This window comes from Rhodococcoides trifolii (assembly GCF_014635345.1).
Taxonomy (GTDB): Bacteria; Actinomycetota; Actinomycetes; order Mycobacteriales; family Mycobacteriaceae; genus Rhodococcoides; species Rhodococcoides trifolii.
Genome location: NZ_BMCU01000007.1, coordinates 43,558 through 59,019, shown reverse-complemented (window position 1 = coordinate 59,019; position 15,462 = coordinate 43,558). Strand labels below are relative to the sequence as shown.

Below are 15,462 nucleotides of genomic sequence, written 5' to 3'. Positions count from 1 at the left end.
TTACTGTCGACTTCGTGGACCACACCCATTCCCACGGATCCGGACCCGTGCCGGTCGGTCCCATCGCCTCCCGCATCGTTGTTGCAGTACTCACGGTCGTCGGTATCGCGGCGATCGTCGGCGTTGCGTTGTTGTGGCCCGCGAAGCAGGACATCGCCATTCCCCTGCCGTTCCAGACGCAGACCGGCGGCGCCGTCGCGACGGAGAGCGGAACCGTCACCCTCCAGGACCTCGGCGCCTGCGGAAGCGCTTCGGCTGGAAAGGTTTTCACGGGCAACCCCACCCCTCCGGTGGACGCGTCGTACGAGTGCCAGCGCAGCATCGTGCGCATCGACACCGGCACCAACGCGGGAACGTCGACGCTTCTCGAGGTCTCTCCCGGCCCCGGTGCGCCCGACCTGCGCGTGGGTGACGAGATTCGACTGGTGCGTGGGGAGGACTCGTCGGGCACCCCGCAGTATGCGTTCGACGACTACACCCGCGGTATGCCTCTTCTGATCGTCGGCCTGATCTTCGCGGTGGTGATCGTGGCGGTCGCGCGATGGCGGGGACTGCGCGCACTCCTGGGCATCGGTGTGGCCCTGGGGGTGTTGGTCGGGTTCATGCTGCCGGCCATTCTCGCCGGGTCGTCGGCGCTGCTCGTCGCGCTCATCGGCGGCACGGTGATCCTCTACTGCGTTCTCTACCTGGCGCACGGTGTGAACCTGCGAACCAGTTCTGCCCTGCTGGGCACGATCGTGTCGATGGGACTGGCGGCGCTGCTGTCGGATCTGGCGATCAAGGCCACCAAGGTGACCGGCTTTTCCGAAGAACAGAACACCAACGTCCAGGCCTACATCGGTCAGGTCAGCATCACCGGACTGCTGTTGGCCGGCTTCATCATCGGGTCGTTGGGCGTCCTGAACGACGTCACCATCACCCAGGCGTCCGCCGCGTTCGAGTTGGCGGCGCTCGACGAAGACGCGACGAGACGGTCCATCTTCGGCTCCGCGATGCGAGTGGGCCGCGACCACATCGCCAGCACGGTGTACACGCTGGTCCTGGCCTACGCCGGCGGCGCGCTGCCGCTGTTGCTGCTCTTCAGCGTGGCCGGCAGATCGATCAGCACCGTGCTCACCGGGGACGCGGTTGCCATCGAGATCGTGCGGTCCTGCGTGGGGGGCATTGCTCTTGCGCTGTCGGTGCCGTTGACTACAGGTATCGCTGTGCTTCTTGCGCGACCGTTGGGGACCAGGAAGGCGTCGGCGGGTGGGCGACACTCGGCGTGACTTCGGTAACAGATCACGATCGTGATACGAAGTAAGAGTCGAACGGACCGATGTAGCTCGTCAAAACAATCCTGTGTATTGTTTGGCACGGGTCCGGGGACCATGTACACGCGTGACCTTGTTCAGGGATCGGCCGGTTTCCATTTCCGACTCGGCCTCGTCCGAGTCGCGCGCCACACGACCTGGAGGACATGTAGATGAACACCCTGACCGCTGACGACGTAGATCGCATCCGTGAGGTCATCGGCAAGTACGGCAAGCTGACGGTTGCCGGGATCGGCGATCAAGACGATCTGTACGACCAGGGCCTCACGTCGCACGCGAGCGTCAACGTGATGATCGCGCTCGAAGACGAATTCGACATCGAGTTCCCCGATCGCCTGCTGCAGAAGGCCACATTCTCCAGCATCGCGTCCATCGCCGACGCCGTAGCGCAGCTGGCCTGATCGCATGAGCATCCTCGACAACACGGTCGACGCCACCGCCGCGATCGCCGAAACCGCCGTTGCCGCCTCGCTCGACGAGGTCCTGGCCGTCGTTCGCAGCAACGCCGAACTGATCGACCGCGAAGCTCGCTTCCCGTCCGAGTCCGTTCAGGCACTGCGCTCGGCCGGTCTCCTGGCGGCGTCGGTTCCCGCCTCCTACGGCGGCGGCAACATGACCCTCACGCAGCTCACCAACATCGCGCGCGCACTGGGCGCCGAGTGTGCTTCCACCGCAATGATTTTCGCGATGCATCACATTCAGGTCCTCAGCCTCGTCCGACATGGCCAGTCGCACGCGGCCGTCCGCGACTTCCTGCACGAAATGGTCCAGACACAGCCGCTGGTCGCGTCCGCCACCACCGAAATCAACATCGGCGGCGACGTTCGTTCCAGCGGATGTGCCGTCGAGTACGACGGTGACCGCTTCACGCTCACCAAGAACGCCCCGGTGATCTCCTACGGCGAGTACGCCGACGCCATTCTTGCCACCGCCCGTCGCACCGTCGACAGCGCTCCGAGCGACCAGGTCCTGGTGGTCTGCCGACGTGAAGACATCACCCTGCAGAAGACCGGCACGTGGGACACCATGGGTTTCCGAGGCACCTGCAGCCCCGGATTCATGCTGCGTGCGTCCGGTGACCGCGATTGCGTGCTCAGCGACAGCTACAGCGACATCTCGGCTCGCACGATGCTCCCGACCGCCCACGTGATGTGGGGCGGCGCCTGGCTGGGCATCGCCGACGCCGCGACGCGCAAGGCGCGCAAGTCCGTTCAGAAGCTGGCCCGCAAGAACCCCGGCACCACCCCGCCGTCGGCCGCACGGCTGGCCGAGTTGATCGTGGTGCACCAGCAGCTCTCGGACACCGTGTTCACCGCAGCCAGCAAGTTCGATTCCATCGCGGACGATCCGGACCAGCTCAACTCCATCGGGTTCGCGCTGTCCATCAACAACGTCAAGGTGACGGCGTCGGATCTGCTCATCGACATCGTCGGGCGGGCCCTGCTCATCTGCGGCATCGCCGGGTACCGCGAGGACAGCGAACTGCGCATGAGTCGGCACCTGCGCGATGCACACGGGTCTGCGATCATGGTCAGCAATGAACGAATCCTGGGTCACAACGCACAGCTCGCGCTCGTTTACAAAGGGATCTGATGACCGCCGCTGACGCGTCACCGCTCAGCGACCTCAACAGGGCCAGAGCGGAATTCCGAGACGAACTGATCGAAGCGGGACACCTCGTCCCCAGTTCGATCGACGGACTCTACGGACGCTCCGGTGAATTCGAGGACGTCATCGAGCTCATCGACACCCGTGTCCGCGCGGCGGGCAAGGCTGCGCACGGCAGCAAGCCGCAGCGCTTCCGCTTCCCGCCGGTGTTTCCGCGCGAGTCGTTCGAGCGCACCGACTACATTGCGTCGTTTCCCAACCTCACGGGCGCCATCAACACGTTCTCCGGTGATAACAAGGCGCACGCCGCATTGCTGGCCGAACGGTCCGAGGGCAAGGACTGGGACCACTTCCTCGAACCCGCCGGCACCATGCTGGTCTCGGCGGCGTGCCACCCGGCGTACTCGATGCTGGTGGGAACCCTGCCCGACGACGGCGTGATGCTCGACGTCTACGGATATTGCTTCCGCCACGAGCCCGCGGTGGATCCTGCACGTATGCAGGCGTTCCGGATGCACGAGTTCGTTCAGGTCGGTACCCCCGATCAGGCCGAGGGACACCGCAATTCGTGGGTCGACCGTGGTCTGGAGGTTCTCGCGGACCTCGGCTTGGACGCCGCCCCCGAGATCGCCAACGACCCGTTCTTCGGTCGCGCGGGCCGCATGCTGGCTGCGAACCAGCGCAACGAGAACCTCAAGACCGAACTGGTGGTGCGCCTCTACGGTGACCTCGACGACGGGACCGCGGTCGTGTCGTGCAACTGCCACCGCGATCACTTCGGCCACACCTTCGGCATCTCGACAGCCGACGGCGAAGAGGCGCACAGCGCATGTGTCGGGTTCGGCATGGAGCGCATCGCCCTCGCGATGTTCCGTACCCATGGTCTCGACACCAGTAAGTGGCCGGCGAACCTTCGCGTCTAGTCCTCGACCGTCACTCGGCCACGTGCAACCGCGTTCAGCGCGCGCACGTGGCCGCTCGGCTTTCTGCCGACGGTGTCGGTGGTCAGTTTCAGCGTGCGAGTCACACCGGGCGCGAGATGGAACCACGAGTCCGACGGCGCGAATCCGTCGACGTCGACACAGACGTACTGAGCGGCGTACTCGGCTCTGACGTCGAGAGCCCACGTTCCGTCGACCTCGCGGCCGACCGCGGTGAGACCGACCGTGTTCTGACGCGGCAGCGCGGGCCCGCCCACCACTCGGACGTCCTGTGCGACAACGTCGTCGCCGACGACGAGCGTGGTCTCGACAGCGTCGAATGTTCTCGGGCCGAAACGATGTGCGTGAGAGAGGTCGGTGAACCGGCCGACGACGGCGTCGGCTGTCGTGGCGACAACCGATCGCGCCGGCATGGCGATCGGCAGCGAGCCTTCTGCCGCCACCGCGCCGGCGCCGGTGAACGCCCGCACCCGCAGATCACCCACCACATCGTGAGCGGTGTCGTTGACAGCGTCTATCCGGTAGCCGTCCATGCCGGCGTCGGTCACCAGCACGGCGACGGGTGCGCTCGCGCGTGCCAGGGCATACCACGGTGCCTTCGGTGACCCTGCCGAGTCCGAAAAGCCCCATCCTGCACCGGGTTCGAGGTCGCGCAGAGTCAACACCAGGGCACCTGCACAGTCCGAGCGGGCACTCCGCCAGAAACCGTAGGCCTCGGTGACCGCCTCGCAGATCACTGCACGTCCGAGGTCGAGGTAGAACTCGGGGTCGTCGCGGCGCACCGAGCTGGGCTCCACCCCGAACACCGTGCGTACGTAGTGATCTCGAACGTCCTCGAAGTCCCAGGACGAGCCGCGGTCGCGCGGCACCGCCGCCTTCCAGTGCGGTGTGTGTCCGGCGGCAGCGGCGGATCCGAACCAGGTGTCGACGGCACGTCGCTCGGGCGGCACTGCGAACGCCAACGATTCGGCAGCGAACCGCACCCCGGCACTACGGACGTCGGACAGCGGCCGCAGGTACCCGCCGATGCCGAAGTAGTGCGCGACCCCGGACCCGACATGGGTAAGCAGATCACCCCCCGACGGCGAGGACGGCACGTAGGGCAGACCCGGCGCCAGTTTGTCCGCGAGAGACGGTATGGCACTGTCCAACAGTGACATTCGAGACTGCTCGGCTTCGAGGCCGAGCATCGTCGGTTGTTGGTAGGTTTCGCTGCCCCCGCTCAGAACGGCGAGGCACGGCTCGTTCACCCTGCGACGCAACAGGTGTCGCACCTCGGCGAGTGCCTCGGCCGTGAACGCGGCATCCTCGGGTGGGTCGACGGTTGCGAACATCACGTCCTGCCACACCAGAATTCCCGACCTCGAGCACGCGGCGAAGAACGCATCGTCCTCGTAGATCATCGTTCCGGTCAGGCGGATCATGTTCAATCCCGCCTCGCGCACCGCTCGAAGAGCAGCGTCGAGCACCTCCGGGTCGTTCTGGACGCTCACCGGGTCTAGTGGAACCCAGCAACCACCCCGGCAGAACACCGGCACCCCGTTGATCGACAGAGTCATGGACACGGCGTCGAGCGAGATCGAACGGAAGCCGACCGTGGTCGAAACACCGTTCACGTCAACGGAGTACGTGACGGGCTCGCCATGGGTGTGCGGCCACCACGGACGAGCCTGCTCGACGACGATCGACTCGTCGACCCGCCCGTCGCCCGCGATCGGGACCTCGAAGACGCCCCCGTCGACGGAGACGGTCAGCGGTGTCGACGCCTCGCCGCTCAGACGCAGGACGGCCTTGCCGCCCATCCACTCCCCCCAGACACGAACGTCGTGCGTCGGACGGGGAACGAGACGCACCGGGCGGAAGGGCCCGACGATCGCAGGCGCGCCGGAGAACACGGGAGCGCGGCCGAGCATGGAGGTGCGGACCCATCTCAGACCTTGTCTGTCGGTCATCGACGACCGCCATCGACCTCGCGGTCTGCGCTTCTTCAGGTGCGCGTCGAGCGAGCGGAACGCGATGGCGATCGTCACCTCACCCGGAGCCACGTCGAGGTGAACCGGAACGAACATCGAGGTGGACGTGGCGACCGGATCACCGTCGAGAAAGATCTCGGAATGTGTTGCTAGCCCGTCGAACTCGATTCGCCAGCTACCCTCCGGCACCGTCAGGTCGGCGCGATACCAGAAGTCGAGAGAATCGACGTCGCCGACAGGCACGTCGAGCGCACTCGACGCGACGGTGCCGGGAACGGCTGCGTCGGCCCATTCCCCGACGATCTCGGAAGGGTGGGAGAACGCGGCCGGGGGCGTCGCAGTGACCGACCAGGAGCCGAACAGGGGTGTCACACAGCAGATGTTATGACAGCCATTCCTGCAGCCCATGCAGAAGCCATCGAATCGAGCGAGTCGTCGACCGACACTGCCCGCCCACGCGCCGCACGCGCCATCTTGAACTGCACCGACTTGGCGCCGGTTGCCACCTGGCGAAACGATTCCTGTGCGGCTGCGGCGCCGCGTACACCGCGTGCGTCCAGGTAGGCCGCGAGATCGGCGGCCAGTTCGGCCGACGCTCCGCACTGACGCAGGGTTCCGAACGACCACAGATGGAACTGATCCGGTCCGGCCTGGCGCACCCAGTCGACATCCTTGCGGATCCGTTCTCCCAGCTGCGCAACGGGATTGGCACTCGGTCCGCGCCGAACGTGCGACCGGATCACGTCGAGATCGATGTCACCGTCCGTCGCGCCCCGGCCCAGACGGTCCCGGTCGATTCGGATGCGTTCGATGTACGGGGGAAGGGCTGTCGGGTCGTCGCGCCCGATGGCGAGAGCGCCACGAAAATCGTCGCCTGCGAGCCCGTAGTACCCACTGTTGTGGAAGTACTCCATCCGTTCCCCGGCCGTGTCGAGCACGAGCGGAACGATCGTCGTCTTCGTGTGTTCGTTGCGGTAGCTGGTGCCCTCGGTGTCGGGGAGGTAGAAACCGTCGACCTCGACGGTGGACATGATGCCGTCGTCGAGGTTCTCGGCCACCTGCTCGGCGAACGGCTTCCAGATGTTCTGCTCGGCCACGTCGATGCCGTAGAGAATTCTGAGATCCTCGGGCTGGAACTTCACGAAGTCCCACTGGCGACCGTCGAACTCGGCGCTGAACACGAAGGCAGTGGCAGGAATCGGGTCGGCTCCGAGGGCGTGGAGGACCTCTATCCAGAGGTCCACGTAGCAATTGGTCTCGGACCAGATGCGCTCGGATCGGTGGATCGGGTGCGGCTCGAAATGGTGGAGGCTCGGCTGCCTGACGAGCGGAACATGATCGCCCCTGTCCTCGGCCAGTTGTATCGACGTCAAGAGAGCCTCCTCGGTTGTCGCAGCGATTGTTTTGCCGACCGTGCCGTTTGTCAACCCCGAACCGGACGAGAACCGACAGTTCGGGGACAACGACGCGAACGGTTTGTAAAGTCCGGATTGACCGTTAAACCAAACTTGTAGTATGTTCTAGCCATTGAATTCGGACTTCGTGAGTCGACAGTCGCCTGAGCGGCTGCAGGGCGCGAATGTCTACGCCGTCGGGGCAGTTCTAGGGGAGGTTCCCGTGACAGATTTCGCCGTCGGCCCGCGCTCGATCAAGCACATCACACCGGCCGTGTCGATCGACCGCACCGCTGAGTTCACCAATGACCCGGCCCGCTCGACCAGCAGCCGCGCGGTCACGAGTTTCGAGACCTGGTTCGGACCCTCGGACGCCCCGCTGTTCGGCAGTGTCCACCTTCCGTCGTCGGGCGAAGCACGTGGCGCCGCAGTCCTGTGCGCCCCGCTGGGCAAGGAGCACATCACCACCTACCGCGGGATGCGGCAGCTCGCGGAACGGCTTTCTGCGGCGGGCTTGATGGTCCTGCGGTTCGACTACCGGGGTCAGGGCGATTCGTCCGGTGACCAGCTCGACCCCGAGTCCGTCTCCAACTGGTTGAGCAGCATCGAGCAGGCCGTCGGCTACGTCCGCGCCGCCGGCGCCGACCGTGTCTCTCTGGTCGGGCTCCGCGCCGGCGCGCTTCTCGCATCGCAGGTCGCGGCGACGGTCGGTCCGCTCGAGTCCGTGGTGCTCTGGGATCCGGTTCTCTCCGGACGCAGTTACATGCGCGAGCAGCGAGCTCTCTACAAGATGACCATCGGCGACGACGACCCCGCCGACGCATCGGTGTCCATTCTCGGTGCCGTGTTCGATCCGGAGGGCGCAGCGCGCCTGGAGTCGCTGCGCATCGCAGCCGACGACGTCGCGTCGACCTCCGCGCCCGTCCTGTGTCTCGTTCGTCCCGAGGACCTGGACTCGCGGCCGGTCCGCAAGCTGGTCGAGACGACGAGCGCAACGCTCGACGTCGCTCCCAGCCAGAGCGCGTTCGTCAATCCTCCGAGCTTCGTCTTCTCGGTCCCCACCGACACCGTCGATCACGTCGCGCTGTGGATCTCGCAGCATCAGGGAGACGCCACGTCGGCCGTTGCCCCCAGCCGGTCCGACACGGCGCGGGTGCACGTTCGCCCCGACGGTGTCGAGGTCTTCGAGTCCATCGAGTACCGCGGACGCGACCACCTTCTCGCGATCACCACCCACGTCGAGTCGCGACACGATTCCGATGCGCAGGTGGTCATGCACGGCACCGCCAGCGAACACCGAATCGGCCCGGTTCGGCTGTGGGTGGAGTCCGCCCGTCGAATCGCCACCTCGGGCGTCGGGGCCATTCGCTTCGACCGTCGCGGCACCGGTGACAGCGAGACCGTCGCGGTCAACGAGAGCACCTCGCCGATGTCGGTGAAGGCACGCGAAGACGTGGCCAGCATCGTCGGTTCGCTCGAGGTTCCCACCTCCAGCACCGTTCATGTCGGAATGTGCTCCGGCTCATGGCATTCGGCGTACGCCGCGCAACAGTTCGGCGCTGCCGCCGTCGTCCTCGTCAACACGGTCGCCTGGTCGTTGCGCCGCAAGCGCCAGCCCGTCAAGGCGGCGACCGTCACGGCCATGGACTCCAAGGTCGCGTCCGGACTTTTCGTCGTCGCGAAGCGTGTGCGCAACGCGGGTCGCGTCGCGGCCAAGAAGATCCCGTACCCGGTGTGGCGGGCGATGGGATCTGCCGGCGTGATCGAAGTTCCCGAAACGATGCTCGACTCGTTGCTCTCCAAAGGTGTTCGGGTGGAGGTCATGCTGTCCCCGGACGATGTCGCCCACTTCCGCACCCAGCGCGGCGAGCCAGGCCTGCAGCGGCTGCGTTCACGCGGTTCCGATCCCCATGTCGACGTGTACGCCGAGGGTGATCACTCGCTGTATCACCGCGACCTGCGCGGAACCGTGTCGAATCGAATCCTCACGACCGTCGCCGAAGTGTTCGACGCGAAGGTGGACGTTCCGCAACCACCGGTGTCGATCACCGCCCGAGCGCTTTGACACCCCTCCTCGCCTGCAGTCCCCGATCGAACGTCCTGCACTAGCGTGAGCGACGTGCATACGACTCCAGCCCGTCGCTCACTCGCCGGCTTCACCGGCGCCGGATACGACAAGGGCCGCGGAAAACTGACTCAGGCGCTGTGGATGCTGATCTCCGGCCTCGTCGTGACGCGATGGTGGTGCCCGCTGGCGCTACGCGTGGCGTTGCTGCGCGCCTTCGGGGCGACGATCGGTGAGAACGTTCTCATCCGTCATCGCGTCCGCATCCACTGGCCGTGGAAGTTGACGGTCGGTGCCGATTCGTGGATCGGTGAGGACGTGTGGATCCTCAACCTCGAACCCGTCACGATCGGTTCCGACGTGTGCGTGTCTCAGGCGGCTCTGCTCTGCACCGGCAGCCACGACCGCCGGTCACCGACCTTCGAGTTCGACAACGCGCCGATCGTCGTGGGGGACGGGGCGTGGATCGCCGTGCGCGCCACCGTTTTACGAGGCGTCACCGTCGGCGCGGATGCCGTCGTCGGGGCGAACGCACTGATCACCAAGGACGTGGCGCCGGGCGCGACGGTTCTCGCGCCGACCGCCGACACGAGAACATGAGGATCCTTCAGGTGGTCACCCTGGTGACTCCGGCGGGTTCGTTCGGCGGTCCGGTTCGCGTGGCCGTCAACCAGTCACGAGCACTCATCGAACGGGGCCACGACGTCACCGTCGTGGCTGGCACGTCCGGCTATCGACATCCTCCGACCGAACAGGACGGTGTACCGGTCCGACTGTTTCCGGCGCGGCAGGCGGTTCCCAAGACGGGCTTCGCCGGACTGACCAGTCCCGCGATGATTCGCTGGTTCGTCTCCCACCGCAAGAACTTCGATGTGGTTCACGTCCACCTCGCACGCGACCTGGTGACGATGCCGATGGCAAGGCTGGCGTCGGTTCTGGGGCTCGGGCTCGTGGTGCAGACGCACGGAATGATCGACGCGACGGACAAACTGTTGGCGCGACCGCTCGACGCGTTCTTCACCAGACCCATCCTGCGCCGTGCGACAGCAGGGTTGTACCTGACCGAGCGCGAACACGGTGACCTCGTATCCGTTGCAGGTCAGCAGGATTCGAGGCTGCACTGGCTGACGAACGGGGTGCCGGAAACCGCCGTGGACGCAGCGCAGCGCACCACGCCGCCCGAGGTCCTCTTCCTCGCACGTCTACAGTCCCGCAAGCGACCCCTGATGTTCGTCGCGATGGCGCGCGAACTCCTCGAGCAGGGAATGCGCGCCCGCTTCACCCTGGTGGGCCCCGACGAGGGCGAGGGCGCCGCCGTGCGCGGTGCGATCGAGGCCAGCGGGCACGCCGACTCGATCTCGTGGGAGGGCGCCGCATCCCCCGACGAGACACTCGCCCGGATGCGGCGCGCATCGGTGTACGTGCTTCCGTCCGTCGACGAGCCCTATCCGATGTCGGTTCTCGAAGCGATGTCCGTCGGGCTTCCCGTCGTCGTGACCGACAGTTGTGGACTGGCGCCGGCGATCTCGCGTAGCGGCAGCGGAATCGTCGTCGATCACTCGCACAGCGCTCTCGTCGACGCTGTGAGGCGACTCACCACCGATGGCGAAGCGCGCGCTGATTTCGGCGCTCGTGCGCACGATACCATCGGTAAAGAATTCGGAATGTCCGCTGTGGCAACAAAATTGGAGCAGGTTTACCGGGATGCGTGCACACTTCGCGATGACTGAACCCACCGCCGACAAGCCGAAGAAGAAGCGGCGCGTCCTGCGAGTGTTCAAGATCGTGACCTTGACGCTCGTCGTCGCGATGGTCGCGTTCATCGGCATCGGTTGGTCGGCGTACGTCGACCCGGACGAGGACTCCGTGCAGAAGGCCGACGCCATCTTCGTTCTGGGTGGATCGCACGACGGCCGGGAAGAGTTCGCCCTGTCGTTGGCCGAGCAGGGCTACGCACCCCAGGTGGTCTTCTCCAATCCGTACGAGGACGGGCACTACGCGCGGTACGGGTTCGAGAAGGACGGCTACATGGACCGCCTGTGCAACGGCGATTACACCTTCGTCGTCAGTTGCTTCAATCCCGAGCCCGCCACCACGCGAGGCGAAGGCCGCGAACTCGCGCGCCGTGCGAGCGCCGAGGGGTGGAAGAAGGTCATCGTGGTGACGTTCACCCCGCACATTGCACGCGCACGCTTCGTGATCGACAAGTGCTGGCCGGGTGAAATCCTGTACGTCGCAAGCCCGACGGAGCTGAACACCGTCGGATGGGCATGGAACTTCGTCTACCAGTCGGGTGGCTTCGTCCGCGCTCTGTTCGAGGACTGCTGACGCTCAGAACCCGGGTAGGTAGACCCTGGGGATGGGCAACCGCAGCGGCGGAATCTGGAACGGGACCGAGATGTCGAGCGAAGGGTCCGGGCGCGGCGTCGAGGCGCCGGGCGACGGGATGGAACCGCTCACATGATCGTTGGTCGGGTAGGTGTATGGCGCGCGGGTGCGGGTCGGTTCGACGGTCTGGTTCCGACGACCGGTCGCGACGGCGCTCGACACGACTGCGCTCGATACGACGGCGCTCGTGGGCGACATCGTCGTCTCGGCCGGCGGCGAACTCGGCGATGCATCCAGCGACGACGGAGCTGCGGTCGCGCTCGTTTCACCGACCGACGTGGACGCATCCGATCCGTCGCCGTTCTCCGAGGGTCTGAGCAGAGACTGGCCGGCGGCCCACAGTCCCACCAGCGCAATGGCGACGAACGTCGCGATCACGCCCGCACCGGTGGGTAGACGGCCGAGCAGCCGGTCCAGCCACGACCGCGATCTTCCGGGAGAGGGGCCGACCGTGGTTGTCACAGCCTCGCCGGCGGACGGAGGAACGACCGTCTCGGGAACGGCGATGGCGTAGAACGTCGACCCCGACGCGTCCCCGGCATCGGCGACGAGCGCAGTGGTGAACCCGGAATCGGCCGCGGCGGACGCCGAGGCGGCACCGGCCGAGGCGACAGCTGGCGCAGGAAGTGCCGCTTCTTCTGCCGCCAACAGGGCCGCACCGTGCGCGACGACCATCTCCGGATTCTCCGGAACGAGGACAGGGACGTTCAGCCATCTCGCCAGAATCGTCATGACGACGGGTATGTGCGCGCCACCGCCGATGACGATCACTGCCTGCGCCGCCCTGCGGCATCGCAGGCCCAGCTCGCTGACGATCTTGGCCGTCTCTTCGATCGGCAGGTAGATGGCCTGGTCGAACTGGTTGCGCGACATCAACATCGTGCCGCCGCCGGGCGTCTGTGCCAACACCGACGTCGAGAGGGATTCCTTCACGCCTCGACAGAAAGCGATGACTTCTGCCTGCTGTTCGGGTGTGGTGGGCTCCGAGAGAATGCCGTTGGAGATCAGGTGTTGCCGAACTTCGTGGTCGAAGAGATCGCCACTGGCGAGCGTGGATCGGGCGGCACCGAGCTCGACACCGCGCTCGGTGTCGACCAGCGACACGGACAGGCCCGTTGCACCGAGATCGTAGATGGCGACGGTGTCGTACTGCGCTGCCATTGCGCTGTGCACGATCGATCGAAGCGCAGCGCGTGACTCCGCCGCGATCAGAACGCCGTCGAGGCGCTCGGCAATACGTTCGTCTGCCTCGAGGCGCAATTCGGGCCGAACGACAGCGACCCCGATCGGCGTATCGGAGCCGTTCTGGCTACGAGCAGTCGAGACTTCCTCGGCCGCCTCGTCGAGATGGGTCTCGTCGCTGCGGGGGACGCGCCGGGTGACGTAGGTCCAGCGGACTTCGGGTTGCGGGGATCCGTCGGCGGGAGGGTCGATCTGCAGGCCGTCTGCGCGAGCGACGCGTATCGACGTGGCGCCGATCGAAAGTCCGAATACAGCCGTCATCGACCGCAAGGCCTCCGATTCGGGGTGGGGCGCCGAGGGCGCCGGTGTACGTGTCGGTGGTGCAACCCCAAGCGATCGCGGCGTGCTCATCCCCCGCCGAACGGACAATCTCCGAACAACGAGCACACCGCGGCCGCACCCGAGAGCACCCGGCTCACGGAGAGCGGGCAGAAGTCGGACGCAGTGGTATGCGACCGAACACCGCTCGTTCCCCGCGGTCATCTCGGAAGAGGTTGTGCGAGGAGAAGTTCCGCGCACGAACCGGCGCTCCCCGCAACGCCGTACCCGATCGACAAGCCGACCGAGTGACAGAAAGATAACACACAAACAGACCGAAAGAATGTTCGGCAGACCCCGGTCAGAAGCCGGGAATGACCGGCAGCGGCGGCAGCACGATGTTGGGAAGCGTGAATTCCGGTAGTCCCGGAATCAGAGGCGGCGGGGCAGGAGCCGGTGCGGGGGCGTTGCCGCCCCCACCTCCGCCGCCGTTGTTCGACGCGGGTGGTGCAACCTCGACCGGGGCAGGAGCCGGGGTGGTGGTCGGAGGAACCGTCGACGGTGCGGTCGTGGTCAGCGGCGGATTGGTTGTGGTGACGGCGGTGGAGGGTGCGGCAGGCGCGTCCGTTGTCGCCGGAGTCTGCACACTGGTCTCGCTCTCGCGCGTTCCGCCGTATCCCAGGGCGAGACCGATGGCAGCGATCACCGCGAGGACGACGGCCGCGACGACCGGTACTCGTGACCGCTTCGGAGCAGTGGCGGCCCGGCCGTCCGGGGAGCCGGTCAGCCACGACGGAACGTTCGCCGACCGCGGATCCGACACCGGGCGAACGTCGGGTTCTGCCGTCCGGTTACGCGGGGTCTCGCTCGCGGGTGCAGGCGACTGGGTACGTGGTTCGACGGCGTCGACTTCGCTCGGAGCGTTGCCTCGGCCGTCGACGGCATACGCCTCGGTGGGCGCGGCGGGCGCTTCGGAGTAGGCGATCTGCTCCGTCGGCAGCGGATCCTTCAGTGGGTCGTACGGGACCTTCTGCGGGGCGCGGTTCTCGAACTCGGCATGCTCGTTCGTCGGAACCGGGGTCGAATTGTTCGTCGGGACCTGGGCGTGATCGTTCGTCGGGACCGGGACGTGACCGTTCGTCGGAACCTGGGTCAAATCGTTCGTCGGAACCTGGGTCAGATCGTTCGTCGGAACCCGGGCGTGATGGTTCGTTGGGACCGGCGCATGCCCGTTGGTCTGGACCGCGGCGTGACCGTTGGTTTGGACCGGGACGTGACCGTTCGTCGGAACCGGCGCATGGCCGTTGGTCGGAACCGCGGCGTGCCCGTTCGTCGGAACCGAGGCGTGCCCGTTCGTCGCGGATTCGACCGGTGTGGCGAGCAACGCGGCACCCTTGGCGGCCACCAGTTCCGGCTCGTCGGGCGTGATCAGACGCAGACCCGTCCACGAGCCGAGGGTGTCACGCACCAGCGGGATGTTGGACCCGCCGCCGACCAGGACCAGCGCGTCCACCGTCCGGCCGCTTCGGTCGATGAGGTCTTTCACCATCCTGGCGGAGTTCTCGACTGGTACCGCGATCATCGCCTCGAACGCCTCGCGCGAGAGGAGGATGAGGCCGCCCGAGCCGGGCAGGCACACGGCGCCGCTGTCGGAGAGCTGTTCCTTCGCGGTGCGGCATCGGATCTCGAAGTCGCGGGCGTCCACGTCACCGAAGATGCCCTGCTGACGCCCGAGTTGGTTGTCGCGAATCAAGGCGTCGAACATGTTGCCGCCCACGTCGAGACTGCGCTCGGTGGCCACGATCTCGCCGGTTCCGAGGTCGACGATACTGACGCTCAAGCCGGAGCTGCCCAGATCGTAAAGACCAACGGTGCCGACGCCGGCCAGTTCGCCCGACGAGTGGAGGAATCGCAGAGCGGCGTGCACCTCGGGGATGAGGCGGTAGTTCGCGATGTGCTGGCGCGCCATGGCCTGCGCCATGGCACCCGCCTGAACATCGTCGCGATACGCGACGCCGGTGGCGGCGATATTGTTGCGGTCCGCACCGTCGGACATCTCGACACCGATCGATTCGGCGGCGAGCTGCTCGGCTTCGTCGAACGTGGTGTCGATGGCGCGGTGTTGGAAGACTGCGGTGGTTCCCAGGCGCAGATCAGCGTTCGGGCGCGCCAAACGCACGGCACTGGTGCCCACCGACACTCCGAGAACCGAACTCATCCGCCGCCCTTAGCCATACCGAGATCACACGCAACACGACCATCCCCGTATGGACGCCTCAA

General features: G+C 66.3%; 12 protein-coding genes. 8 read left to right on the top strand and 4 right to left on the bottom strand.

Annotation, left to right across the window (positions count from 1 at the left end; genetic code table 11):
* The first annotated feature begins 14 nt into the window (after window positions 1–14).
* The 4 genes from IEW02_RS23850 to IEW02_RS23835 all read left to right on the top strand — a co-directional run bounded on the left by IEW02_RS23850 (window position 15) and on the right by IEW02_RS23835 (window position 3,844).
* On the top strand, window positions 15–1,268 hold the full coding sequence (locus IEW02_RS23850; RefSeq protein ID WP_188547750.1) for a YibE/F family protein: 1,254 nt from the start codon (window positions 15–17) through the stop codon (window positions 1,266–1,268).
* A gap of 197 nt (window positions 1,269–1,465) precedes the next feature.
* Window positions 1,466–1,714, top strand: coding sequence for an acyl carrier protein (locus IEW02_RS23845; protein WP_188547748.1), 249 nt, complete (start codon window positions 1,466–1,468; stop codon window positions 1,712–1,714).
* Window positions 1,715–1,718: 4 nt separating this feature from the next.
* Entirely contained in the window at window positions 1,719–2,906 is a 1,188-nt protein-coding gene (locus IEW02_RS23840; protein ID WP_188547746.1) for an acyl-CoA dehydrogenase family protein, read from the top strand.
* Window positions 2,906–3,844 (top strand): amino acid--[acyl-carrier-protein] ligase, encoded by a 939-nt coding sequence (locus IEW02_RS23835; protein WP_188547744.1) that lies wholly within the window; start codon window positions 2,906–2,908, stop codon window positions 3,842–3,844. The genes IEW02_RS23840 and IEW02_RS23835 overlap by 1 nt, the downstream gene beginning before the upstream one ends.
* Here IEW02_RS23835 and IEW02_RS23830 read toward each other — a convergent pair.
* Together IEW02_RS23830 and IEW02_RS23825 are read right to left on the bottom strand one after the other, a co-directional pair.
* A complete protein-coding gene (locus IEW02_RS23830) occupies window positions 3,841–6,207 on the bottom strand; it encodes a glycosyl hydrolase 2 galactose-binding domain-containing protein (RefSeq protein WP_229746284.1) in 2,367 nt (788 codons plus the stop codon). The genes IEW02_RS23835 and IEW02_RS23830 overlap by 4 nt on opposite strands.
* On the bottom strand, window positions 6,204–7,193 hold the full coding sequence (locus IEW02_RS23825; RefSeq protein ID WP_188547821.1) for a DUF1839 family protein: 990 nt from the start codon (window positions 7,191–7,193) through the stop codon (window positions 6,204–6,206). The genes IEW02_RS23830 and IEW02_RS23825 overlap by 4 nt, the downstream gene beginning before the upstream one ends.
* Window positions 7,194–7,452: 259 nt before the next feature.
* Between IEW02_RS23825 and IEW02_RS23820 the strand changes: the two genes are divergently transcribed.
* Genes IEW02_RS23820 through IEW02_RS23805 form a run of 4 tightly spaced genes read left to right on the top strand, consistent with a single transcriptional unit; the run spans window position 7,453 to window position 11,622 of the window.
* Entirely contained in the window at window positions 7,453–9,294 is a 1,842-nt protein-coding gene (locus tag IEW02_RS23820; RefSeq protein WP_188547742.1) for a serine aminopeptidase domain-containing protein, read from the top strand.
* Between the two features lie 54 nt (window positions 9,295–9,348).
* Window positions 9,349–9,894: a DapH/DapD/GlmU-related protein gene (locus tag IEW02_RS23815; RefSeq protein WP_229746282.1), complete on the top strand. Its 546-nt coding sequence runs from the start codon at window positions 9,349–9,351 to the stop codon at window positions 9,892–9,894.
* Complete coding sequence (locus IEW02_RS23810; RefSeq protein WP_188547741.1) at window positions 9,891–11,024, top strand: glycosyltransferase; 1,134 nt, start codon at window positions 9,891–9,893, stop codon at window positions 11,022–11,024. The genes IEW02_RS23815 and IEW02_RS23810 overlap by 4 nt, the downstream gene beginning before the upstream one ends.
* Complete coding sequence (locus IEW02_RS23805) at window positions 11,017–11,622, top strand: YdcF family protein (protein ID WP_188547739.1); 606 nt, start codon at window positions 11,017–11,019, stop codon at window positions 11,620–11,622. Before IEW02_RS23810 ends, IEW02_RS23805 begins: the two co-directional genes overlap by 8 nt.
* Window positions 11,623–11,625: 3 nt before the next feature.
* On the opposite strand, the gene IEW02_RS23800 is transcribed toward IEW02_RS23805, so the two are convergent.
* Entirely contained in the window at window positions 11,626–13,185 is a 1,560-nt protein-coding gene (locus tag IEW02_RS23800) for an acetate and sugar kinases/Hsc70/actin family protein (RefSeq protein ID WP_188547737.1), read from the bottom strand.
* 358 nt (window positions 13,186–13,543) lie between these two features.
* Entirely contained in the window at window positions 13,544–15,400 is a 1,857-nt protein-coding gene (locus tag IEW02_RS23795; protein WP_188547735.1) for a DUF7159 family protein, read from the bottom strand.
* Between the last annotated feature and the right edge of the window lie 62 nt (window positions 15,401–15,462).